Below are 22201 nucleotides of genomic sequence, written 5' to 3' on the forward strand. Positions count from 1 at the left end.
TAACAAGTCTATTGACCAATCTTGTGTTAGGCGGTAGTAATCTAGAGGTACCAAAGCGCGACTATGAGCAAGCAGAAAGAACTCTTTGCTAATGAAGAGATTGCAGAGGCAGAGAAAACCAAGCTGCAACCGCCACCCATGTACAAGGTCGTTCTGAACAACGACGACTACACACCGATGGAGTTCGTGGTGGAGGTGCTGCAAAAGTTCTTTGGTATGGATTTGGACAAGGCCACTCAGGTGATGCTGAGCGTGCATTATAGTGGTAAGGGAGTCTGTGGCACATTCACCGCCGAGATTGCCGAAACCAAAGTGGTCCAGGTCAACACCTATGCACGTAACAACGAACATCCACTGCTCTGTACCATGGAAAAGGCTTGAATCTGATGACTTGATGGCGATGACGACACCACATTGTTGCTGTACTAGGGGAGGTGCCTATGTTGAATAAAGATCTAGAAAAGACGCTGAACGAGGCTTTCAAACTGGCCCGTGACGAGCGCCACGAATTCATGACCGTCGAGCACCTGTTGTTAGCCCTGCTGGATAACAGCTCAGCCAATGAGGCGCTGAGTTCTTGTGGTGCTGACGTGGAGCAGATGCGCAAAGAGATCAGCGCATTCATCAGTCAAACAACCCCGCTTATTCCCCGTGATGATGAAGACCGCGAGACCCAGCCCACACTGGGCTTCCAGCGGGTGCTGCAGCGCGCCGTGTTTCACGTTCAGTCCTCCGGCAACACCGAGGTCAGTGGAGCCAACGTGCTGGTTGCCATCTTCAGCGAGCAGGAGTCCCAGGCCGCCTACTTCCTGAAAAAGGCCGAGGTCAGCCGGCTGGATGTGGTCAACTTCCTCTCCCATGGAGTACGCAAAGACAGCAAACCGGACAACAGCAGCAACAACGTCGAGTCTGACGATGAGGTCTCTGCTGCCCAGATTGAGAGCTTTGCCACCAACCTCAATCAGCTGGTACTGGAAGGGCGTATCGATCCCCTCATCGGGCGCGATCAGGAGCTCAACCGTACCATTCAGGTGCTCTGCCGCCGTCGCAAGAATAATCCCTTGCTGGTGGGAGAAGCCGGGGTGGGCAAGACCGCCATCGCGGAAGGGCTGGCCTATCGTATCGTCAAGGGTGATGTGCCCGAGGTGATTGCCGGCAGTACCATCTACTCCCTGGATATGGGGTCGCTGCTGGCGGGGACCAAATATCGCGGTGACTTCGAGAAGCGCCTCAAGGTGCTGCTCAAGCAGATCGAGCGCCAGGAAGGGGCGATCCTGTTCATCGACGAGATCCACACCATCATAGGGGCAGGGGCTGCCTCCGGTGGTCAGCTGGATGCGGCCAACCTCATCAAGCCGCTGCTCTCCAATGGCTTGCTGCGTTGCGTCGGCTCTACCACCTACCAGGAATACTCCCAGATCTTTGAAAAAGACCGCGCCCTGGCGCGTCGCTTCCAGAAGATCGACATTGTTGAGCCCAGCGTGGATGACACTACCCGCATCCTGATGGGTCTCAAGAGCCGCTATGAGGCGCACCACGGGGTACGTTACACCGTCAAGGCCATCCGTGCCGCGGTGGAGCTCTCCGCCAAGTACATCAATGACCGTCATCTGCCGGACAAGGCGATCGACGTGATCGACGAGGCCGGGGCGGGTCAACGCTTGCTGCCGGTGAGCAAGCGCAAGAAAGTGATCAATGTGCAGGAGATCGAAACCATTGTCGCCAAGATTGCCCGCATCCCGGAGAAATCAGTCTCCTCTTCCGACAAGGAAGTGCTGAAGAACCTGGAACGCAATCTCAAGATGGTGGTCTTTGGCCAGGACAAGGCCATCGAGGTGCTGACAGACTCCATTCGCCTCTCCCGCTCAGGGCTGGGCAACGAGCGTCGCCCTGTGGGCTGCTTCCTGTTTGCCGGCCCGACCGGGGTAGGCAAGACCGAGGTCACCCAGCAGCTCGGCAAGGCGCTTGGCGTGGAGGTGCTGCGCTTTGATATGTCCGAGTACATGGAGCGCCACACCGTCTCTCGTCTGATCGGGGCGCCTCCCGGTTATGTGGGGTTCGAGCAGGGGGGTTTGCTGACCGACTCTGTCCTCAAGCATCCGCACTCAGTGGTACTGCTGGACGAGATCGAAAAAGCGCATCCGGACGTGTTCAACCTGCTGCTGCAGGTGATGGACAACGGCACCCTGACTGACAACAACGGGCGCAAGGCGGATTTTCGCAATGTGATCCTGGTGATGACCACCAACGCAGGGGTGCAGGAGACCCAGCGCAAGTCCATCGGCTTCCAGCAGCAGGATATGAGCCACGATGCCATGGCGGTGATCAACAAGACGTTCAGTCCGGAGTTTCGCAACCGGCTTGATCACATCATCTGGTTCAACCATCTGGACATGCAGATCATCCATCAGGTGGTCGACAAGTTCATCGTCGAGTTGCAGGTTCAGCTGGATGCGAAAGGGGTATCCCTTGAAGTGTCCGAGGGTGTCCGCCACTGGCTGGCCGAGAAAGGGTATGACAGGGCCATGGGGGCAAGACCCATGGGGCGGGTCATCCAGGAACACCTCAAGAAACCCCTGGCCAACGAGATCCTGTTCGGGGCGCTGGTCGATGGGGGGGTTGTGAAGGTTGAGTTGATAAACGACAGCCTCAGCTTTGACTATCAGGTCAATGTTGAAGCCGTTTCCCACTAAGCATTGAACAGTTGAAAGACCACAAAAAACCCCAACCGAAAGGTTGGGGTTTTTTGCTGAATTCCTGGCTTAGCGAGAGCGGAAAACAATACGGCCCTTGGAGAGATCGTACGGAGTCAGAGCTACCGTTACTTTGTCTCCAGTCAGGATACGGATGTAGTTTTTGCGCATCTTGCCGGAAATATGAGCGATAACCACGTGACCATTTTCCAGTTCCACACGGAACATGGTATTGGGCAGGGTTTCGAGAATAGTGCCCTGCATCTCAATACTGTCTTCTTTAGCCATTGAATCCTCTTGATAAGCCACAACAAAAATCCGCTGGATCATGCCGGATTTAAGGCTATGTGTAAAGTTTACTCGGGCTTGCTGTCGATATTTTTCCATTCTCCCTGTATCAGGCGCTCATGAGGCAGGTACTGGCTCTTGTAATTCATCTTGCGGCACTCCTCCACCAGGTAGCCCAGATACAGCCAGCTGCGGCCAGTACGCCTGGCCAGTTCCAACTGGCTCAGAATGGCAAAGGTACCGAGGGAGCGATCGGCATGGGCCGGGTCGAAGAAGGTGTACATGGCGCTGAGGGAATGGGGCAGCAGATCCGTAGTAGCGACCCCGATCAGTCGATTATCCTTGCGCATTTCCAGATAGAGGGGCGGCATCCAGTCGCAATGGAGAAACCCCTTGTACTGGGTGCGGCTGGGGGGATACATGCTGCCGTCATGGTGGCGTTCGCGAATGTAGCGCTCATAGAGCTGATAGTATTCGGGCTTGTCATCGTAGCTCAGCACCAGCTCGATATCCCGGTTGAGCTGGCGGATCCGCTTCTGGCTGCGGCTGGGCACGAACCGTTCGCTGTGGATGCGCAGTGACTGGCAGGCATTGCAGGCCGGGCAGTGGGGGCGATAGATGTCGTTGCCACTGCGGCGGAAGCCGGCCGTCAGCAGGCGCTCGTAACCGCTGGCGTTGAGCAGGCTGTGATCCATCAATACCAACAGCTGTTCCTGTTCATGACCCAGATAGCTGCACTGATGCTTGGGGGTCAGTCCTACCTTGAGGATCACTTCTTCGGTCATAGTGTCATGCTCCCCGCCTGCCAGCAGCCGGCCGCCAGTGGTTGCCGACTCAGCTGGGTCAGCGTCGTCAGGAATTTGCTTCTCGGCCACTCCTCTATTCCCATGGTGGCCAGAAAGTCGTTCTGCATCTGGCAATCGATCAGGGCCCCGTCATGCCGGGCAAAGTGCTGGCAGAGGGCTACCATGGCCAGCTTGGCGCCGTTGTCGATGCGACTGAACATGGACTCGCCACAGAACACCCGGCCGAGGGAGAGGCCGTAGAGGCCGGCCTGCAGCCGGTCATCCTGCCAGATCTCGATGGAGTGGGCATGGCCAAGGCGGTGCAGCTGTCGATAGGCGTCGATCATGGGTGTGCTTATCCAGGTTCCACTGGCACTGCGACGGGGGGCGGCGCAGGCCGCTATCACCTCATTAAAGGCGCGATCGATGGAAATATCGAATGGGGTACGGCGGATAAATTTGCGCAGGCTGCGGCCGATGTGCAGTTGCGCCGGCTGCACTACGCCTCTGGGGTCGGGTGACCACCACAGCAGCGGCTGGTGGGGTTCGTTCCACGGGAAGATCCCCTTGTGGTAAGCTGCCAGCAAACGGGCGGGGGAGAGATCGCCACCGATCGCCAGCAGGCCGTTGGGTTCATCCAGGGCGTGCTCGGGGTCGGGAAACCAGCACAGCTCATCATCCAATTGGGTAAGATAGCGAGACATAAGGCAACGAGGTTCATAGATGAAGGCCATTATCCTGATAGTATCCAGCTTGTTCTGCTTTGTCACTGCGCCCGCCTGGGCCCAGGTCTACGAGCGCAATACCGCCAGGCCCGTGAATCAGGTGGTGTTTGGCCAGGTCGAAACGGTGCGCAACATCACCCAGCGTCAGATCCTGGAATCCGAGCGTTCAGGCTGGAAAACCTTGGGCGGCGCCGTGCTGGGTGGTCTGCTTGGCAACCAGTTCGGTGGCGGCCATGGTCGGGAAATCGCCACTGCTGTCGGGGCTCTGGCGGGCGCCGCTGCGGCGCAGCAGTATCAATCCGGCGGCACAGTGGTGGAGAACAAGCTGGTGGAACTGCTCATTCGCAATGAACAGAACGGGCTGGTCAACGTCATTCAGGATTACGATCCGGCCATGGTATTCATGAACGGCGACAAGGTGCGCATCCTCTATTTCGACGATGGCGTGCGGGTCGACAAGACCTACTGAGCAGGGCTGTGACATGACGGGGAGGTAACAGGAGGGGGACCCGACGTGTGCCCGGGGAGGGGCTGCGGTCGGGCGGTACTACACGACGAGCATCCGGGATGGTGCGATCAGGCCGCTGAGCCTTGAGACACTATCTTGTCACGACCGGTGTTCTTGGCCTGATAGAGCAGGCGATCCGCTTCGCTCAATGCCTCGTCCATGGAGACGCGCCCGACCTGGATCACCCCGAAACTGGCGCGAACGAACAGCGGCGTTTCCCGTGACAGCGGTTGCTGGCGCATCTGCTGGCGCAACCCTTCCAGCCGCTTGAGCAGCACGGGCACGGTGCATTGAGGCACCATCAGGGCAAACTCCTCGCCGCCAAAGCGGGCGATCATGGCATCGGGGAAGAACTGGGTGAGCAGACGGGTGAGGTGACACAACAGCTGATCGCCGATGGCGTGACCCCAGTGATCGTTGACCTGCTTGAAGTGATCCACATCGAGTACGCACAGTGCAAGCGGCGTCTCCTGGCGCTGGTGTTCCTCGAACCATTTTTGACCCTCGTTGAACCAGTAGCGCCGGTTGTAGAGCCCGGTCAGGTAGTCACGATTGGCCGACTCCTGGATGCTGTTGAACTGTTCCAGCGCCTCCAGATTGTGGCTGACCCGGCACTGCAGCTCTTCCGGCTCGAACGGCTGGTTGAGGAAGTCGTTGGCACCCTGTTTGAGGTAGCGGGCGGAGAGGCCGCGTTTGTCCGACACCGAGATCCCTATGATGGCGAGCTGCTGCTTGCTGTAGCGCTCGCGCAACATGCGTACCAAGCTGATCCCGTCAATTTCTGGCATATAGTAGTCGACCAGTACCAGCCGGATGGCCGGGTTCTGCTCGAGCTGGGCCAGCGCTTCACGGGCGTGGCTCGCCTCGTGCACCTGCAGCAGTTGCTTGCGCAGCTGGGCCATGGTGCGGTGGCGGGAGGTACGGGAATCATCGACCACCAGTACTTCGATGCGCTGGTTGAGGTAGAGGCGATGGACCAGGCTGACGGCATACTGCAGGGAGTGACGTGAATCTTTCATCACATAATCGAGCACCCCGGCCTCAAGCCAGGCTTCTCGTTTCTCCTCGCTGATGTCGGCGGTGAGGATCACCACCGGCAGGCCGCGCTCCAGCAATACCTTGACCGCTTCTCCGCTGGGGGCATCCGGCAAGGTGAGATCCACCAGGGCAACCACATACTCTTCTCCCCGACAGTGTCGGGCCCCTTCCAGGGTTTCGAACGCATCGATTTCCAGCCCGGTTTGCTGGGCAATGGCCTGGATCAGCATGCGACGAATAGTCAGACTATCCTCGACAATCAATATTTTCTGTTTCATCCGGCTCCTTAAAGCAAAAAGGCATGCCTTGCGGCATGCCTTTTATATCCCTTGTGCTTATTGCGCGTCCAGATAACGCTCTGCATCGAGGGCGGCCATACAGCCGGTACCGGCGGAGGTGATGGCTTGACGGTAGGTGTGGTCAGCCACGTCACCGGCGGCAAAAACCCCTTCGATGCTGGTCTGGGTGGCAAAGCCGTCGAGGCCGCCACGTACCTTCAGATAGCCGTTCTGCATCTCCAGCTGGCCGTCGAAGATCTGGGTGTTGGGCTGGTGACCGATGGCGATGAAGACCCCCATCAGCGGCAGATCCTGGGTGGTATCGTTCTGGGTGTTGCGCAGGCGCACACCGGTCACCCCCATGTCGTCACCCAGCACTTCGTCCAGGGTCTGGTGGGTGTGCAGCACGATGTTGCCGCTGGCAACCTTGTCGTGCAGGCGCTTGATCAGGATCTTCTCGGCGCGGAATTCGTCGCGGCGATGGATCAGGTGCACCTTCTTGGCGATGTTGGCCAGATAGAGTGCCTCTTCCACGGCGGTGTTGCCGCCGCCGACCACGGCCACTTCCTGGTTGCGATAGAAGAAGCCGTCACAGGTGGCGCAGGCGGAGACGCCGCGGCCCTTGAAGGCCTCTTCGGAAGGCAGGCCCAGGTACTTGGCGGAGGCGCCGGTCGCGATGATCAGCGCATCACAGGTGTATTCGCCGTTGTCGCCCTTGAGGCGGAACGGACGCTGGGTCAGCTCCACTTCATTGATGTGATCGAACAGGATGCGGGTATCGAACTTCTCCGCATGCTCTTTCATGCGCTCCATCAGGGCCGGACCGGTCAGACCCTCGGGGTCACCGGGCCAGTTCTCCACTTCGGTGGTGGTAGTCAGCTGACCGCCTTGCTGCATGCCGGTGATGAGCAGCGGATTGAGGTTGGCACGGGCGGCGTAGACGGCCGCGGTGTAACCAGCCGGGCCGGAGCCCAGGATCAGCAGTTTGCTATGAGTGACTTGGCTCATGATGTGATTTCCGAGACGTGATGAGTTTGCGCGATTGTAGGTAATTCGTGATATGGGGTCAAAGGCCAGTGCGTCGATTGCATCAATCGGCCTCAAGGCCCTTCATGAAGGGGAAGCGCTCTCTTGTCACGGGTTGTCCCTGGCTGTCGTCATGGGCCCGGGCGAGCAATGCCTGGTGGCCCCACGGCCGACAACAAGAGGAGTGGGGCTCATGCGTACTGGATTGCCGGCACAAGTGAACCAGACCCCGCTCACATGGAGACAAGCTCGCCAGGATTGACAGCTTCTGGCGCAATGGGGCCCGCCGTGGGCGGGACGTACATCTATAAGAAGGAGGGAAACACGAGAGGGCGGCAGCCGGCTTGGCGGCCTTGGCTGATCGTTGTGGTGACTCTGCCCTGGCGAAAAGCTCGGCAACACAGGACAAAATAGCAGCAGTGGCAGCGTGATAATCTGCATTGGCAAACTCATTGCCGCTTCCTGCGCCGCTTTGGGCGAAAACGGTATGGTTTCGTGCTGTTAGTTAACGTACACTGGCCAGAACCATGCCTAAGCGGTATTCATGGTTTTTTATTTCTTCAGGTACACCGATAATCATGCTATCCCTCGACTATCGACTGGTGTTTTGTGTTGCGCTCATTTTCAGCAACATTTGCGCCTAGCATATTCAGGTATTGACAGGATTTGTGACCATAATTATAAAATGACTGGTGATTCTTACCAAAAAATAGCCAAAGGATGGAATAAATGATGGAAGCTAAGAGTCGGCTAAAGGATTTGGACAGGATTGACCGCAACATTCTGAATGAGCTGCAAAAGGATGGCAGAATTTCGAACGTTGAGTTGTCCAAACGTGTTGGCCTGAGTCCCACACCGTGTCTGGAACGGGTTCGTCGCCTTGAGCGACAAGGGTATATCGAAGGATATGCCGCCATTCTGAACCCTCATTATCTGGATGCGTCTCTGCTGGTATTCGTGGAAATCACCCTCAATCGCGGTGCCCCGGATGTATTTGAACAGTTCAACAAGGCTGTTCAGGTGCTCGAAGAGATCCAGGAGTGCCATCTGGTCTCCGGCGATTTCGACTATCTGCTCAAGACCCGAGTCAGCGACATGTCGGCCTACCGCCGCCTGCTGGGGGAAACCCTGCTACGTCTGCCCGGCGTCAACGACACCCGCACCTACGTGGTGATGGAAGAGGTCAAACAGAGCAGTCGGCTGGTGATCAGCACCCGTTGAGTTGGGTTATGCTGTGGCTTGCCAGCCTTGCGACAAGTCACGACATTCAGAAACGAGCGGCCGGTCCGCTCGTTTCTTCTTATCGTGCCGGTTGTGAATACGGTCGGCACATCGGGCACTGGCTGACAACCGGTGGGCTTTTCAGGGATACTAGGCCCCCTTATCCCCCTGCATTACATGTTTTCAGAAAGGAGCCGGAGTTTGGCCGATAAAAAGCTGTTTACTCCTTTATCAGGTACACAACGGATCTTCGAAGCCGTCTTGATCGCCATCACCCTGATGGCTGCCTATCTCTTGCTTGCCCTGTTGTCCTACCACCCCGCCGATCCCGGTTGGTCCCAGACCTCCTGGCAAGGGGAGGTTAAGAACCTCGCCGGCAGCGCGGGGGCCTGGCTCGCCGATATCACCATGTTTACCTTCGGGGCTTTCTCCTACCTGGTGCCCCCCCTGGTTGTGCTGCTTGGCTGGAGCCTGTTCTGGCGCCCGAGCCGCCTGCTCGATGTGGACTACCTTACCCTGTCGGTGCGCATCGTCGGTTTCATCCTGACCGTGCTCGGCATGTCCGCCATCGCCAGCATGAACTTCAATGATCTGCAGAATTTCTCCGCCGGCGGCCTGGTGGGGGACGTCATCTCCTCCGCCGTGGTGCCGCTGTTTGGCGGCGTCGGGGCCAACCTGTTGTTGCTCTGCTTCGTGGCCACCGGCATCACCCTGTTTACCGGCTGGTCCTGGCTGACCATCGTCGAGCGGATCGGTGCCGTCTGCACCGGCTCGGTCAGCGCCGTTTATCACTTTCCTGCCACCCTGGGCCGCTGGCTCACCGGTGGCTGGCGCCAGCCCCGTTACGAGGGGCCGGATCCCCTGTTGGAGGGAGGCGTAGGTGCCATCGAGCTGGGTGACGACGAGGAGGATGAGCCGCATACCGGCTGGACCCGTCGCCCAAAGGAGAAGGTGGCCGCCAAGGGCCAGAAGGCCAAGTCCGAGGAGTGGCTGCCCGAGCTCGACGAGGATACCTTCCAGTTCGATCCGCAGTTTGACGACGACGATGATGACGCGCCTGCGCCGGTTACCCGCACCAAGCGAGCCGCCGCGGCCGGCGCCCGTCGTCAGCCCGCGCTGGTGACGGCCGATGACGAGGACGATGATCTCGACTTGCCCTGGGCCGAAGGGGATGAGGAGGCGCCGGCACCGGCTGCCCCAACTCCTGGCAAGCCCAAGCGCCGCCTGCAACCAGGGCTGCCCCCCTTGCCGAGCATCGAGCTGCTGGACCGCCCGCCCGCCAAGACCCAGATGATGAGCAAGGACGAGCTGGAGCGCATGGGCCGGCTGGTGGAGGCGAAACTCGCCGACTACAACGTGCAGGCCAAGGTGGTAGGCGTCTATCCGGGTCCCGTCATCACCCGTTTCGAGCTGGATCTGGCGCCCGGCATGAAGGCGAGCAAGATCACCAACCTCTCCCGCGATCTGGCCCGTTCTCTGTCGGCCAGCAGCGTGCGGGTGGTGGAGGTGATCCCGGGCAAGACTTATGTGGGGATCGAGCTGCCTAACCGGGTGCGTCAGACCGTCTACCTGCGCGAGACCCTCGACTGCGAGGCGTTCTCGGGCAGCCGCAACCCGCTCACCATGGGGCTGGGTCAGGACATCGCCGGCGAACCCGTGGTGGTGAACCTCGCCAAGATGCCCCACCTGCTGGTGGCCGGTACCACAGGTTCCGGTAAGTCGGTGGGGGTGAACACCATGATCATCTCCATGCTCTACAAGTCGACGCCGGACGATCTGCGCTTCATCATGATCGACCCCAAGATGCTGGAGCTGTCGGTCTACGAAGGGATCCCCCATCTGCTGACCGAGGTGGTGACCGACATGAAGGACGCCGCCAACGCCCTGCGCTGGTGCGTGGGCGAGATGGAGCGTCGCTACAAGCTGATGTCGGCGGTCGGGGTGCGCAACCTCAAGGGCTACAACGACAAGGTGCTGGCCGCCATCGAGGAGGGCGACCCCCTGCTGGATCCGCTGTGGCGCCCGGGTGACTCCATGGATCAGATGCCGCCTGAGCTGGAAAAACTGCCCCATATCGTGGTAGTGGTGGACGAGTTTGCCGACATGATGATGATCGTCGGCAAGAAGGTGGAAGAGCTTATCGCCCGTATCGCCCAGAAGGCGCGGGCGGCCGGTATCCACCTCATCCTCGCGACCCAGCGTCCGTCGGTGGATGTCATCACCGGCCTCATCAAGGCCAACATCCCGACCCGTATCTCGTTCCAGGTGTCGAGCAAGATCGACTCCCGTACCATCATCGACCAGGGTGGCGCCGAATCCCTGCTCGGCATGGGCGACATGCTCTACATGCCGGCCGGTACCTCCAACCCGACCCGGGTGCACGGCGCCTTCGTCGATGACCACGAGGTGCACAAGGTGGTGGCGGACTGGAAACTGCGCGGCGAGCCGAACTATATCGAGGAGATCCTCTCCGGTGAGTCGGGCGGCGAGGGCGGCAGCGGCGAATATGGCGGTGGTGACGACGAAGAGCTTGACCCCCTGTTCGACGAGGCGGTGGCCTTCGTGGTGGAGTCGCGCCGTGGTTCCACCTCCAGCGTGCAGCGCAAGTTCAAGATTGGTTACAACCGGGCGGCCCGTCTCATCGAACAGATGGAAAACCAGGGCATCGTCAGCGCCCCGGGCGGCAATGGTCAGCGCGACGTGCTGGCCCCGCCACCGGTGCGGGACTAAGGCTCACCCCTCTATCATCCTGGCCATGCCCCCTGCGGGCGTGGCCTTTTATCGAGATAGCCGTTATGAAAAGCGTGATGAAAAAACAACTCTTGATGGGCACTGTGCTGCTGGTGGCCAGCAGCCAGGCGTGGGCCGATGCGGCCAGCGATCTCAAGCAGAAACTGGCGGGGGTGAGTCTCTTCTCCGCCAAGTTTGCCCAGGTGGTCTATGACAGCAAGGGCAAGGAGCTGCAGCGTGCCGGCGGTACCCTGCTGGTGCAGCGTCCCAACCGTTTCAACTGGCATACCACCACGCCGGACGAGAGCCTGATCGTGGCCGATGGCAAGGATGTCTGGATCTACGATCCCTTCGTCGAGCAGGTCACTGCCCTCAAGATGAAGGATGCGGTGCTCAACACCCCCTTCGTGCTGATCGCCGGCAACGACGATGCGCTCTGGAAGAACTACGATGTGACCCAGCAGGGGGATGTCTACACAGTCACCAGCCGCAACCAGGACGAGTTGATCGCCTCCTTTCGCATCACCTTCGACCGTCAGAACAACATCAACCGCTTCGACGTGAAAGAGGCCCAGGGGCAGTGGAGCGAGTTCACCCTGAGCAACTTCAACCGCAAGCCGGCGCTCAAGGGCAACGAATTTGTTTTCAAGACGCCTGCGGGGGTCGCACTGGACGATCAGCGCTGATGCGCAAGCAGGCGCTGGCTTTATTGGCAGGCCGCCCGGCAACGGCGGCCTGCACCCTTCCTGACGGTCAATGCAGATGAGCAATTTATCGCTGGATTTCTCGTCGGACTTTCGTCCGCTGGCGGCCCGGATGCGGCCGCAAACCCTCGAGCAGTACATAGGTCAGCAACATATCCTCGGGCCCGACAAACCCCTGCGCAAGGCTATCCTGGCGGGCCACTGCCACTCCATGATCCTGTGGGGCCCACCTGGCACCGGCAAGACCACGCTGGCAGAACTGGTTGCCCACTACTGTCAGGCCGAGGTGGAGCGGCTCTCGGCGGTGACCTCCGGCATCAAGGAGATCCGCGCCGCCATCGACAAGGCCAAGGAGAACAGCTGGCGCGGGGTGCGCACCATCCTCTTCGTGGACGAGGTGCACCGCTTCAACAAGAGCCAGCAGGATGTGTTCCTGCCCCACATCGAAGACGGCACCATCACCTTCATCGGCGCCACCACCGAGAACCCCTCGTTCGAACTGAACAACGCGCTGCTCTCCCGGGCCCGGGTCTATCTGCTCAAACGGCTGGAGGAGCTGGATATCCTCGCCATGATCGATCAGGCGATGCAGGACCCCCGTGGCCTCAACGACCCGAGCCTCGCCTTCGCCCCCGGGGTAAAGGAGGCGCTGGCGAAAGCCGTGGACGGGGACGGGCGCAAGTCCCTCAACTATCTGGAGCTGTTGGCCGACATGGCGGAAACCGACAGTGCCGGGGCGCGGGTGATCGACAGCACATTGCTCGCCGCCGTGGTGGGGGAGCACGTGGCCCGTTTCGACAAGGGGGGCGATCACTTCTACGACCTCATCTCGGCGGTGCACAAGTCCATTCGCGGCTCGGCACCGGATGCGGCGCTCTACTGGTATGCCCGCATGGTGAGCGCCGGTTGCGATCCGCTCTATATTGCGCGCCGGCTGCTGGCGATAGCCTCCGAGGATGTGGGCAACGCCGATCCCCGTGCCATGCAGGTGGCGCTCTCGGCCTGGGATTGCTTCCATCGCATCGGCCCGGCGGAAGGGGAGCGGGCCATCGCCCAGGCGATCGTCTACCTCGCCTGCGCCCCCAAGAGCAATGCGGTCTACACCGCCTGGAAGGCGGCGCTTCATGATGCGAAGAACCTGCCGGACTTCGAGGTGCCGCCGCACCTGCGCAACGCGCCGACCAGGCTGATGAGCGAGCTGGGCTACGGCGCCGAGTATCGCTATGCCCACGACGAGCCGGGCGCCTATGCCGCCGGCGAGCAGTACTTCCCGCCTGAGCTGGCTGGCAAGCAGTACTATCAGCCCACCGATCGCGGCCTTGAGAAGCAGATCGGCCAGAAGCTCGACTACCTGCACGAACTGGACAAGCAGAGCCCGCGTCAGCGGGAGAAATAACCGGTCGGGGCAGGGGAGTGGCCGCGCCTCTGCCTGACCAATTCGGGCCGATTGCACGTTAATTGGTCAGCCGATTTGATCCAGGTCGTCATCCCCCGGAAAACAGGGCAAAACGGGCGCAATAGTCCCTGTTCGGGCGGGGGGGCGGTCTGATACACTGCCCCTCTGACCCCGCTTGTCTTGGCCTGGTGCCATCTTCTTGATTTCGAAGGCTTGCTCTTGTTGGCCCGATGCAAAAAGACGACAGGGGTGTGCCAACCGATGTTAACTTCCGGATCTGTTTCCCAGCCCGTCATGATGACTCAGGCCCAGATCCCATTTTAAAAAAGTAGGTAAACCATGCTGGATCCCAAATATCTGCGCAGCGACATCGACGATGCCGCCGCTCGTCTGGCGACACGTGGCTACGCTCTGGACGTAGCGGCTGTCAATGCTCTGGAAGAGAAACGCAAGGATCTGCAGTCCCGTACCCAGGAGCTGCAGGCCGAGCGCAACGCCCGCTCCAAATCCATCGGTGAGGCTGCCCGTCGCGGCGAAGATGTTGCCCCGCTCAAGGCTGAAGTAACCAAGATTAACGAAGAGCTCGAGACCAGCAAGGTCGAGCTGGATGCCCTGCTGGCCGAGCTGAAGACCATCGCCGACGCCATCCCCAACCTGCCGAGCGACACCACTCCGGTCGGTCGTGACGAGAACGACAACGTGGAAGTGCGTCGCTGGGGTACCCCGCGCGAGTTCAGTTTCCAGGTGCGCGATCACATCGATCTGGGTGAAGCGGCCAAGGGCGTTGACTTCAAGAACGGCGTCAAGCTCTCCGGTTCCCGTTTCGTGGTGATGAAGGGCCAGATCGCCCGCCTGCACCGCGCCCTGGCCCAGTTCATGCTGGACCTGCACACCCTGCAGCACGGTTACACCGAGTGCTACGTGCCCTACCTGGTCAACCCGGACAGCCTGTACGGCACCGGTCAGCTGCCCAAGTTCTCTCAGGATCTCTTCAATACCGGCATCGAAGGGGAAGGGGAAGAAGAGGGCAAGGTACGCAAGTTCTCCCTGATCCCGACCTCCGAAGTGCCGCTCACCAACATGGCCCGCGACGAGATCTTCGACGAGCAGGAACTGCCCATCAAGATGACCGCCCACAGCCCCTGCTTCCGCTCCGAAGCGGGCTCCTACGGCCGTGACACCCGCGGTCTCATCCGCATGCACCAGTTCGACAAGGTCGAGATGGTACAGCTGGTGCACCCGGAAAAATCCTGGGACGCGCTGGAAGAGATGGTGGGTCACGCCGAGAAGGTACTGCAACTGCTGGAGCTGCCGTATCGTGTGATGGCACTCTCCACCGGTGACATGGGCTTCTGCGCTGCCAAGACCTACGATCTGGAAGTGTGGCTGCCGGCCCAGAACACCTATCGCGAGATCTCCTCCGTCTCCAACTGCACCGACTTCCAGGCGCGCCGCATGCAGGCTCGCGTGCGCATCGATGGCAAGCCGCAGCTGCTGCACACCCTGAACGGCTCTGGCCTGGCGGTGGGTCGCACCCTGGTGGCGGTGCTGGAGAACTACCAGCAGGAAGATGGCCGCATCGCCATCCCGACTGCGCTGCAATCCTACATGGGCGGCCTGACCCACATCGGGTAAGCGCTCATTGCAGACGACAACGCCATGGCATGCCATGGCGTTGTGCATTCTGGCGCCGGTCAACCGTTTTTATCGTGAATAAATCTTCGTTGCCGGCGTCTCTTTGAACATGTAACACAATTTTATCAAGCATTGCGCAATCGTTTTTGTTAGACTGCGCCGCAATTTCGCAGGACATCTTTTTCTATGGTCTGGATTGATTACGCCATCATCGGCATCGTCGGTTTCTCTGCTCTCATCAGCCTGGTGCGCGGCTTCGTCAAGGAGGCCATGTCTCTCGTCACCTGGTTCGTCGCCTTCTTCATCGCCAGCCATTTCTATCCCGATCTCGCCGTCTATTTCACCTCGTTCAGCGATCCCTTGGTGCGCAATGGCCTGGCCATCGCCGCCCTGTTCGTGGCGACCCTGATCCTGGGCAGCGTGGTCAACTACGTGGTGGGCCTGCTGGTAGACAAGACGGGGCTGTCCGGCACCGACCGGGTGCTCGGCATCTGTTTTGGCGCAATTCGCGGGGTACTGATCGTCAGTGCCCTGCTTTTTTTCATGGATACCTTCACCAGCCTCTCCCAGAGCGACTGGTGGGTGGCATCCAAGCTGGTGCCCGAGTTCAAGCCGGTCATCCAGTGGTTCTTCGGGTTCATGCTGAACTCATCGAGTTTTCTTAAACAGGTATAGTGACTTCGAGGTAGCAAAGACATGTGTGGTATTGTCGGTATAGTTGGCACCACCCCCGTCAATCAGGCCCTCTACGACGCCTTGACGGTGTTGCAGCACAGGGGACAGGATGCCGCCGGGATCGTGACCATTGACAGTGGAAACTTCCGGCAACGCAAGGCCAACGGCCTGGTGAAGGACGTGTTTGAAGTGCGTCACATGCAGCGCCTGAAAGGGCATATCGGCATAGGACATGTCAGATATCCCACCGCAGGCAGCTCCAGTGCCGCTGAAGCCCAGCCTTTTTACGTGAACTCTCCCTACGGCATGGTGCTGGCCCACAACGGCAACCTCACCAACGCCAAGGAGCTCAAGGAGCAGCAGTTCAAGGTGGCCCGCCGCCACATCAACACCACCTCGGATTCCGAAGTGCTGCTGAACGTGCTGGCCCACGAGCTGGATCGCTGCGACAAGATGGCCCTGCAACCGGAGGACATCTTCTCTGCGGTGCGCAAGGTGCATCAGCAGATCCGCGGTGCCTATGCGGTGGTCTCCCTGGTGATTGGCCATGGCCTCATCGGCTTTCGCGATCCCAACGGCATTCGCCCGCTGATCCTGGGTCGCCGGGTCGACGAGCAGGGGCAGGTGGAGTACATGCTCGCCTCCGAGAGCGTGGCGCTCGATGCCATCGGTTTCGAGACGGTGCGCGACATCGCCCCGGGCGAGGCCATCTACATCACCGAGCAGGGCCAGCTCTTCTCCGAGCAGTGTGCGGAGAACCCGCAGATGAGCTCCTGCATCTTCGAGTACGTCTACTTCGCTCGCCCTGATTCGTGCATCGACAAGGTGTCGGTCTATGCCGCCCGCCTCAACATGGGTCGCAAGCTGGGTCAGAAGATCGCCCGCGAGTGGGAAGATCTCGACGTGGACGTGGTCATCCCCATCCCCGAGACCTCCTGCGACGTGGCGCTGGAAATCGCCCACACCCTGGATCTGCCGTACCGTCAGGGCTTCGTGAAGAACCGCTACATCGGCCGTACCTTCATCATGCCGGGCCAGACCCAGCGCAAGAAGTCGGTGCGTCGCAAGCTCAACGCCATCAGCTCCGAGTTCAAGGGCAAGAAGGTGTTGCTGGTGGACGACAGCATAGTGCGCGGCACCACCTCCGAGCAGATCATCCAGATGGCCCGTGAAGCGGGGGCCGCCAAGGTCTACTTCGCCTCGGCGGCGCCGGAAATTCGCTTCCCCAACGTCTACGGCATCGACATGCCCACCGCCAACGAGCTGATCGCCCATGGCCGGGAAGTGGAAGAGGTGTGCAAACTGATTGGTGCCGATGGCCTCATCTTCCAGGATCTGGAAGATCTGGAAGCGGCGGTGCGGGAGATCAACCCCGAGCTGCGTCACTTCGAGACTTCGGTGTTCAACGGCCACTACGTCACTTCCGACGTGGATCAGTCCTACCTCGACCACCTCAACGCCATGCGCAGCGATGACAACAAGGCGGTGCGCGAGTGGCAGGAAGGCACCAGCAACCTGGAAATTTTTAACGAAGGCAGTTAAACGTTTTCCACGCTGAGGTGTTGCAACGAGATGGGGGCCAAGGCCCCCATTGTTGTTTCCGCTTGCCGAAAAGGGCCCTGCATCTGCTTGAAAAAGCAGCGTTTGTAGCCGCAGCTATGGGCAGTGGCGGCGGGATCCGCTAGCATGGGGCGCCGCCATATCAACCCGACCAGACGAGAGTTCAGATGGATGACCTGCTAGCCCCCGTGCGCCAGTTTTTGCACTGCGAGACCCCGGATGCGTGGATCGAGATGGCGCGGGATCCTGCCCAGCTGCCGACCCTGCTCATCGATCACGCCAACTGCGAAAACAAGGCTGCGCTCACCGCCCACAGCCTGGTGCGCCGCTACTGCCTGCCCAAGGGCAAGCGACATCTGCTGCCCAAGCTGGCGTTCTATCGGGAGCTGGACGCCATTCCGGAGAAGGCCGAGATCCTCGGCAAGCGGACCATGGGAGAGACCGATCGCACCGTGTTCGAGGAGCTCTCTCGCAATCCGCTGCTGTTTCCCATGGTGCGGCTCATTCAGGAGGAGCTGCACCACTTCGAGCAGGTGCTGGAGCTGATGGCCGCCCGCGACATCCCCTACGGCCCGGTGACCGCCTCCCGCTATGCGCGCAACCTGATGCAGCACGTGCGCACCCACGAGCCCGCCACCATAGTCGACAAGCTGATCATCGGCGCCTACATAGAGGCGCGCTCCTGCGAGCGTTTTGCCAAGCTGGCACCCCATCTGGACGAGGAGCTGGGTCGCTTCTACGTCTCCCTGCTGCGCTCAGAGGCGCGCCACTATCAGGATTATCTGGCGCTGGCCGAGCAATATGCGGGGGAGGACATCAGCGAGCGGGTGGCCTTCTTCGGCCAACTGGAGGCGGAGCTGATCCGCTCGCCGGATCCGCAGTTCAGGTTCCATAGCGGTCTTCCTGTCAGATCTGACAGTTGTTGACGCGAAGGGGGCTGCCTACCATTGCAGCGTTCCTACTACGAGCGACGCATTTACTTTTGAGCGCAATTCCCGGCCCCTGAGCCGGGATTTTTTTGTCTCATTTTCGGGGCAGCGGAAACAGCGGGGAAGGGCCGGTGGCAGGCCGCCGGGCAGGGCTCAGCGGCGGTATTCGTTGTCGTAGTTCTGGATGAGGCGGCGGGTCACCTCGTGCTGGGGATCGGCGAACACCTTGAGGGTCTTGCCGCGCTCCACCACCCGCCCTTCGTGCATCACCAGCACCTCGTCGCTGATGTGGCTCACCACCCCCAGATCGTTGGCCACCAGCACATAGCTGAGCCCCATGGTCTCCTGCATCTCCAGCAGCAGGTTGATGATCTGGGAGCGCACCGAGATATCCAGGGTGGAGAGCGCCTCGTCGGCCACGACTATCTTGGGGTTGAGGATCAGCGCCCGCGCCAGCGCCACCCGCTGCTGCTGGCCGGCGGAGAGCATCTGCGGGTAGAAGAGGGCGTGATCTGCCAGCATGCCCACCATGCGCAGGGTCTGTATCACCTTGTCGCGGCGCTCCTCCTCGGTCATCTCGGTGTTGAGGCGCAGCGGCGTCTCCAGGATCTGGCCGACCCGGATCTTGCGATTGAGGGATGAGTTGGGGTCCTGGAAGATCATCCGCAGCAGCTTGCAGCGGGTCTGATAGTCGCCGTGGATCATCGGCTGCCCCTCGATGGCGATCTCGCCACCGCTCGGCTCTATCATGCCCGCCAGAATGCGGGCCAGGGTGCTCTTGCCGGAGCCGGCCTCGCCGACGATGGCCAGGGTCTGGCCCACCTCGAGATCAAAGGAGAGCGGCTTGATGGCTTCCACCGCCCGGCGTCGAAACAGGCCGGTGCGGTTCTGATAGGTCTTGCACAGGCCTCGGACCTGCAGCAGAGAGGGTTCGATCACTGTCCTGACTCCTTGGTGACAGGGCTCGCTGTCACGCACTGATACGAAATTGACGTCACTTCTTGGGCTCTTCCATGTTCAGCGGGAAGTGGCAGCTGAACTGGTGCCCCTTGATCTTGCTCATCAGCGGCGTCTGCACGCACTGCTTCTGGGCGTAGGGGCAGCGGGGGCCGAGCCGGCAACCGATGGGCAGGTGCTGCAGCGGCGGAATGACGCCGGGCAGGGTCTCGAGGCGCGACTTGTGGCGCACCAGCTTGTCAAAGTCGGGGATCGACTTGAGCAGCGCATCGGTGTAGGGGTGGTGCGGGGTCTCAAGGATCTGCTCCCGGGTGCCCACCTCCACCATCTGGCCGCAATACATCACGTTGATGGTGTCGGTCAGGTTGGCGATGGCGGCGATGTCGTTGCTGATGATGAGGATGGTGGTGTTGCCCAGCTTGTTCATCTTGTCCAGCAGCCGCAGGATCTGCGAATGGGTGGTGGACTCCATGGCGCTGGTGGGCTCGTCCGCCACCAGCAGGCGCGGCTGGTTGGCGATGGCCATGGCGATCATCACCTTCTGGCACATGCCGTCCGACAGCTCGTGAGGGTAGGCCCGCATCACCTTGCGGTGATCCTTGACGCCGACCCGGTGCAGCAAGGCGATGGCCTTCTTCTTGCGCCACTGGAAGCGCTGCCAGAACTGCCCCTCGAACGAGTCGGTGGGGATCGCCTCTTCCAGCTGGGTACCGATCTCCTCGGAGGGGTCGAGACAGCTGATGGGGTCCTGGAAGATCATGGCGATCTCGCGGCCCATGATGCGGCGCCGCTCGCGGGGGGCCATGGTCAGCAGGTCCATGTCGTTGAAGCGCATCCGGTCGGCGCGTACCGTCCAGTTGTCCTTCTGGATGCCGACGATCACCTTGGCCACCAGGCTCTTGCCGGAGCCGGATTCCCCCACCAGGCCGCGGATCTCCCCCTCGGCCAGGGTCAGGCTCACCTTGTCCACCGCCTTGACCTTGCCCTGCGGGGTGTCGATCTCGATGGTGAGGTTGCGTATGTCGAGCAGCGGCATTAGTCATTCCCCTCTTTGAGTGCTTCGCGAATGCCCTCGCCAACCAGCGATGGGTTGACCTGCACGCCGTACAGGAATTGGCGGGGGACAAGGGTGAGCATGCCTATCTTGGGCACAGAGCATTGCATCAGTCGTTCCCCTCTTTGAGTGCTTCGCGAATGCCTTCACCAACCAGGTTGGTGACCAGCACGCTGAACAGGATGGCCATGCCCGGCAGGGTCACGGTCCAGGGGGCGAGATAGATGAGATCGCTGGAGTCCGCCAGCATGGCGCCCCACTCAGGTTGCGGTGACTGGGCGCCGAGGCCGAGAAAGCCCACCGCCGAAATGTCGAGGATGGCCGCCGACAGGGTGCGGGTGGTCTGGGCCACCAGGGTCTCGACGATGTTCGGCAAAATGGCGAGGCGCATGATGCGCAAGGGGGGCGAGCCGTCGAGCCGGCTGGCGATGATGTACTCCTTCTGCATCTCGGTGTGGACCGCGTTGTAGGTGGCCCGGATGAAGGGCGGGATCAGCGCCAGGGTGATGGCGATCAGGGTATTGAACAGACCCGGCCCCAGGATGGCCACCATGATGATGGCCAGCAGCAGGGAGGGGATGGAGAGCAGGGTATCGAGCAGGTGGTGCAGCACGCTCGACTTGAGCCCCTTGCTCATGCCGCCGAGGATGCCGATGGCGGTGCCCACCACCATGGCAATCACCACCACCAGCAGGGCGTTGCCAAAGGTGAGCCGCGCGCCCACCACCAGCCGGGAGAGGATGTCGCGGCCCAGATCGTCGGTGCCGAGGAAGTAGTCGATGTTGCCGCTGTTGGCCCAGGAGGGGGCCAGCAGCAGGCGGGAGCTGTGCTGCTCGTCGATGCCGTAGGGCACCACCAGCGGGCCGAGCAGGGTGATCAGCAGCAGGATCACGAAGCACCAGAGCCCTGCCATCGCCAGCGGATTGCGGCGATAGGAGGCCCAGGTCTGCTCCAGCGGCGAGAGGATCTTGAGCTCGGGGTAGAGGCTAGTCTTGTCTTGCATAGGATTCCTGGCTCCGGGTCATGCCATGAGCACGTTCAGTCTTGTTTTGCATAGAGTTCTTTGCGCCGCGCCGGGTAGATGATGGTGGTGAGCAGCTCGGTGCTGACGCTGATGAAGATGACGAAGCTGGCCACCACCAGGGTGGCGCCGCGGATGGCGGCGTAGTCCTGCAGGGCGATGCTGTTGATGAGCCAGCGGCCGATGCCGTGCCACTCGAACACCACCTCGGTGATCATGGCGGAGGTGAGCACGCTGCCCAGCTGCAGGCCCAGCAGTGGCAGCACCGGCGGCAGGGCGTTCTTGAGACCGTGGCGCCAGACGATCTGGCGACGGGAGAGGCCGCGGCTGGCCGCCGCCTTGATGTAGTTCTGCTTCATCACGTCGATGAGGGAGCTGCGCACGTGGCGGATCACCTCGGTGGTGGGCACCACCGCCAGCACCAGCGAGGGCAGGATCAGGTGGCGCAGGGCGTCGTGCAGGGCGGCCTGGCGCCAGGGCTCGTGGCTCATCAAGACGTCGATGAGGGCGATGCCGGTGATGGAGGGCACGTCATAGAGCAGGCTTATCTGGCCCGAGGCGGGCAGCCAGCCCAGCTCCAGCGAGAAGAACATCACCACCAGCAGCGCCAGCCAGAACACCGGCACCGCGTAACCGATGAGGCCGGCGGTCATGATGGTGAGATCTAGCGGCTTGCCCTGGGAGAGGGCCGCCAGGGTGCCGAGCGGGATGCCCACCAGCAGCGAGATGGCGAAGGCCGCCCCGCAGAGGATCAGGGTGGCGGGGAAATAGTGGCGGATCTCGTCCAGCACCGGCAGGCCGGAGACGCTGGAGAGCCCCAGATCCCCGTCCAGAATGCGACGCAGGAAGTCGGGGTAGCCGCTCCAGAAGCTGGCTTGCTGGCCGATGAGGCGCACGTCCAGCAGGTAAGCGACGAAGGTCAGCGCCAGCAGGGTGATGAGCAGCAGATTGATGCGACGCAGGATATAGAGAAACATG

At 60.9% G+C, this 22201-nt stretch carries 21 protein-coding genes; 11 read left to right on the top strand and 10 right to left on the bottom strand.

From position 1 onward, the window contains the following. Positions 1-63: 63 nt before the first annotated feature. Together clpS and clpA are read left to right on the top strand one after the other, a co-directional pair. Positions 64-381, top strand: coding sequence for an ATP-dependent Clp protease adapter ClpS (clpS, locus tag I6L38_RS06355; protein WP_005300028.1), 318 nt, complete (start codon positions 64-66; stop codon positions 379-381). Positions 382-440: 59 nt separating this feature from the next. Further along, the gene (gene clpA / locus I6L38_RS06360; RefSeq protein WP_043171564.1) at positions 441-2693 is read left to right on the top strand and encodes an ATP-dependent Clp protease ATP-binding subunit ClpA; all 2253 of its coding nucleotides are present in this window, start codon (positions 441-443) and stop codon (positions 2691-2693) included. 69 nt (positions 2694-2762) lie between these two features. Here clpA and infA read toward each other — a convergent pair whose 3' ends face one another. The 3 genes from infA to aat form a co-directional block, all read right to left on the bottom strand. Further along, positions 2763-2981 carry a translation initiation factor IF-1 gene (infA, locus tag I6L38_RS06365; RefSeq protein WP_005300033.1) on the bottom strand — a complete coding sequence of 73 codons (219 nt, stop codon included), beginning with the start codon at positions 2979-2981 and terminating at the stop codon, positions 2763-2765. Positions 2982-3049: 68 nt separating this feature from the next. Beyond that, a complete protein-coding gene (locus tag I6L38_RS06370; RefSeq protein WP_005300035.1) occupies positions 3050-3766 on the bottom strand; it encodes an arginyltransferase in 717 nt (238 codons plus the stop codon). Continuing rightward, entirely contained in the window at positions 3763-4470 is a 708-nt protein-coding gene (gene aat / locus I6L38_RS06375; protein WP_216989297.1) for a leucyl/phenylalanyl-tRNA--protein transferase, read from the bottom strand. The genes I6L38_RS06370 and aat overlap by 4 nt, the downstream gene beginning before the upstream one ends. A 19-nt stretch (positions 4471-4489) precedes the next feature. Between aat and I6L38_RS06380 the strand changes: the two genes are divergently transcribed. Continuing rightward, positions 4490-4960, top strand: a complete 471-nt coding sequence (locus I6L38_RS06380) for a glycine zipper 2TM domain-containing protein (RefSeq protein WP_005300039.1) — start codon at positions 4490-4492, stop codon at positions 4958-4960. 107 nt (positions 4961-5067) lie between these two features. Here I6L38_RS06380 and I6L38_RS06385 read toward each other — a convergent pair whose 3' ends face one another. Both I6L38_RS06385 and trxB read right to left on the bottom strand, forming a co-directional pair. Next, complete coding sequence (locus I6L38_RS06385) at positions 5068-6315, bottom strand: diguanylate cyclase (protein WP_216989298.1); 1248 nt, start codon at positions 6313-6315, stop codon at positions 5068-5070. A gap of 57 nt (positions 6316-6372) precedes the next feature. Continuing rightward, positions 6373-7323 carry a thioredoxin-disulfide reductase gene (trxB, locus tag I6L38_RS06390; RefSeq protein WP_024941340.1) on the bottom strand — a complete coding sequence of 317 codons (951 nt, stop codon included), beginning with the start codon at positions 7321-7323 and terminating at the stop codon, positions 6373-6375. Positions 7324-8070: 747 nt separating this feature from the next. Between trxB and lrp the strand changes: the two genes are divergently transcribed. The 8 genes from lrp to miaE all read left to right on the top strand — a co-directional run bounded on the left by lrp (position 8071) and on the right by miaE (position 18188). Next, positions 8071-8562: a leucine-responsive transcriptional regulator Lrp gene (gene lrp / locus I6L38_RS06395; RefSeq protein ID WP_005300047.1), complete on the top strand. Its 492-nt coding sequence runs from the start codon at positions 8071-8073 to the stop codon at positions 8560-8562. Positions 8563-8763: 201 nt separating this feature from the next. Next, on the top strand, positions 8764-11292 hold the full coding sequence (locus I6L38_RS06400; RefSeq protein WP_024941341.1) for a DNA translocase FtsK: 2529 nt from the start codon (positions 8764-8766) through the stop codon (positions 11290-11292). Positions 11293-11369: 77 nt separating this feature from the next. After that, positions 11370-11978, top strand: coding sequence for an outer membrane lipoprotein chaperone LolA (lolA, locus tag I6L38_RS06405; protein WP_041203754.1), 609 nt, complete (start codon positions 11370-11372; stop codon positions 11976-11978). A gap of 70 nt (positions 11979-12048) precedes the next feature. Further along, positions 12049-13392, top strand: a complete 1344-nt coding sequence (locus tag I6L38_RS06410; protein WP_043171568.1) for a replication-associated recombination protein A — start codon at positions 12049-12051, stop codon at positions 13390-13392. 339 nt (positions 13393-13731) lie between these two features. Continuing rightward, complete coding sequence (gene serS / locus I6L38_RS06415; RefSeq protein ID WP_017782742.1) at positions 13732-15027, top strand: serine--tRNA ligase; 1296 nt, start codon at positions 13732-13734, stop codon at positions 15025-15027. A gap of 186 nt (positions 15028-15213) precedes the next feature. Continuing rightward, entirely contained in the window at positions 15214-15702 is a 489-nt protein-coding gene (locus tag I6L38_RS06420; protein ID WP_005300057.1) for a CvpA family protein, read from the top strand. A gap of 21 nt (positions 15703-15723) precedes the next feature. Then, on the top strand, positions 15724-17244 hold the full coding sequence (gene purF / locus I6L38_RS06425) for an amidophosphoribosyltransferase (protein ID WP_043171569.1): 1521 nt from the start codon (positions 15724-15726) through the stop codon (positions 17242-17244). A 185-nt stretch (positions 17245-17429) separates the two neighbouring features. Beyond that, positions 17430-18188 carry a tRNA-(ms[2]io[6]A)-hydroxylase gene (gene miaE, locus I6L38_RS06430; RefSeq protein WP_024941343.1) on the top strand — a complete coding sequence of 253 codons (759 nt, stop codon included), beginning with the start codon at positions 17430-17432 and terminating at the stop codon, positions 18186-18188. 156 nt (positions 18189-18344) lie between these two features. Here the strand turns inward: miaE and I6L38_RS06435 are convergent, their stop codons facing one another. Genes I6L38_RS06435 through I6L38_RS06450 form a run of 5 tightly spaced genes read right to left on the bottom strand, consistent with a single transcriptional unit; the run spans position 18345 to position 22200 of the window. Next, positions 18345-19130 carry an ATP-binding cassette domain-containing protein gene (locus I6L38_RS06435; protein WP_005300064.1) on the bottom strand — a complete coding sequence of 262 codons (786 nt, stop codon included), beginning with the start codon at positions 19128-19130 and terminating at the stop codon, positions 18345-18347. Positions 19131-19185: 55 nt separating this feature from the next. Further along, positions 19186-20184, bottom strand: a complete 999-nt coding sequence (locus tag I6L38_RS06440; protein ID WP_005300065.1) for an oligopeptide/dipeptide ABC transporter ATP-binding protein — start codon at positions 20182-20184, stop codon at positions 19186-19188. Next, positions 20184-20312 (bottom strand): hypothetical protein, encoded by a 129-nt coding sequence (locus I6L38_RS22705; RefSeq protein WP_005300067.1) that lies wholly within the window; start codon positions 20310-20312, stop codon positions 20184-20186. Before I6L38_RS22705 ends, I6L38_RS06440 begins: the two co-directional genes overlap by 1 nt. Further along, a complete protein-coding gene (locus I6L38_RS06445; protein ID WP_005300069.1) occupies positions 20312-21205 on the bottom strand; it encodes an ABC transporter permease subunit in 894 nt (297 codons plus the stop codon). Before I6L38_RS06445 ends, I6L38_RS22705 begins: the two co-directional genes overlap by 1 nt. 35 nt (positions 21206-21240) lie before the next feature. Beyond that, positions 21241-22200, bottom strand: a complete 960-nt coding sequence (locus I6L38_RS06450) for an ABC transporter permease subunit (RefSeq protein ID WP_005300071.1) — start codon at positions 22198-22200, stop codon at positions 21241-21243. Position 22201: the final 1 nt, after the last annotated feature.

Origin of the sequence: Aeromonas sp. FDAARGOS 1408, from assembly GCF_019048665.1 — a bacterium.
In the GTDB taxonomy this organism is placed as follows: domain Bacteria; phylum Pseudomonadota; class Gammaproteobacteria; order Enterobacterales; family Aeromonadaceae; genus Aeromonas; species Aeromonas dhakensis.

Bases quoted from the DNA above. Each gene is read 5' to 3' on its own strand.
- I6L38_RS06370 (WP_005300035.1), bottom strand. From the start codon at position 3,766: ATGACCGAAGAAGTGATCCTCAAGGTAGGACTGACCCCCAAGCATCAG.
- lolA (WP_041203754.1), top strand. From the start codon at position 11,370: ATGAAAAAACAACTCTTGATGGGCACTGTGCTGCTGGTGGCCAGCAGC.
- I6L38_RS06450 (WP_005300071.1), bottom strand. From the start codon at position 22,200: ATGTTTCTCTATATCCTGCGTCGCATCAATCTGCTGCTCATCACCCTG.
- clpA (WP_043171564.1), top strand. From the start codon at position 441: ATGTTGAATAAAGATCTAGAAAAGACGCTGAACGAGGCTTTCAAACTG.
- clpS (WP_005300028.1), top strand. From the start codon at position 64: ATGAGCAAGCAGAAAGAACTCTTTGCTAATGAAGAGATTGCAGAGGCA.
- I6L38_RS06445 (WP_005300069.1), bottom strand. From the start codon at position 21,205: ATGCAAGACAAGACTAGCCTCTACCCCGAGCTCAAGATCCTCTCGCCG.
- I6L38_RS06385 (WP_216989298.1), bottom strand. From the start codon at position 6,315: ATGAAACAGAAAATATTGATTGTCGAGGATAGTCTGACTATTCGTCGC.
- I6L38_RS22705 (WP_005300067.1), bottom strand. From the start codon at position 20,312: ATGCAATGCTCTGTGCCCAAGATAGGCATGCTCACCCTTGTCCCCCGC.
- serS (WP_017782742.1), top strand. From the start codon at position 13,732: ATGCTGGATCCCAAATATCTGCGCAGCGACATCGACGATGCCGCCGCT.
- infA (WP_005300033.1), bottom strand. From the start codon at position 2,981: ATGGCTAAAGAAGACAGTATTGAGATGCAGGGCACTATTCTCGAAACC.
- trxB (WP_024941340.1), bottom strand. From the start codon at position 7,323: ATGAGCCAAGTCACTCATAGCAAACTGCTGATCCTGGGCTCCGGCCCG.
- lrp (WP_005300047.1), top strand. From the start codon at position 8,071: ATGATGGAAGCTAAGAGTCGGCTAAAGGATTTGGACAGGATTGACCGC.
- I6L38_RS06420 (WP_005300057.1), top strand. From the start codon at position 15,214: ATGGTCTGGATTGATTACGCCATCATCGGCATCGTCGGTTTCTCTGCT.
- miaE (WP_024941343.1), top strand. From the start codon at position 17,430: ATGGATGACCTGCTAGCCCCCGTGCGCCAGTTTTTGCACTGCGAGACC.
- purF (WP_043171569.1), top strand. From the start codon at position 15,724: ATGTGTGGTATTGTCGGTATAGTTGGCACCACCCCCGTCAATCAGGCC.
- aat (WP_216989297.1), bottom strand. From the start codon at position 4,470: ATGTCTCGCTATCTTACCCAATTGGATGATGAGCTGTGCTGGTTTCCC.
- I6L38_RS06440 (WP_005300065.1), bottom strand. From the start codon at position 20,184: ATGCCGCTGCTCGACATACGCAACCTCACCATCGAGATCGACACCCCG.
- I6L38_RS06410 (WP_043171568.1), top strand. From the start codon at position 12,049: ATGCAGATGAGCAATTTATCGCTGGATTTCTCGTCGGACTTTCGTCCG.
- I6L38_RS06380 (WP_005300039.1), top strand. From the start codon at position 4,490: ATGAAGGCCATTATCCTGATAGTATCCAGCTTGTTCTGCTTTGTCACT.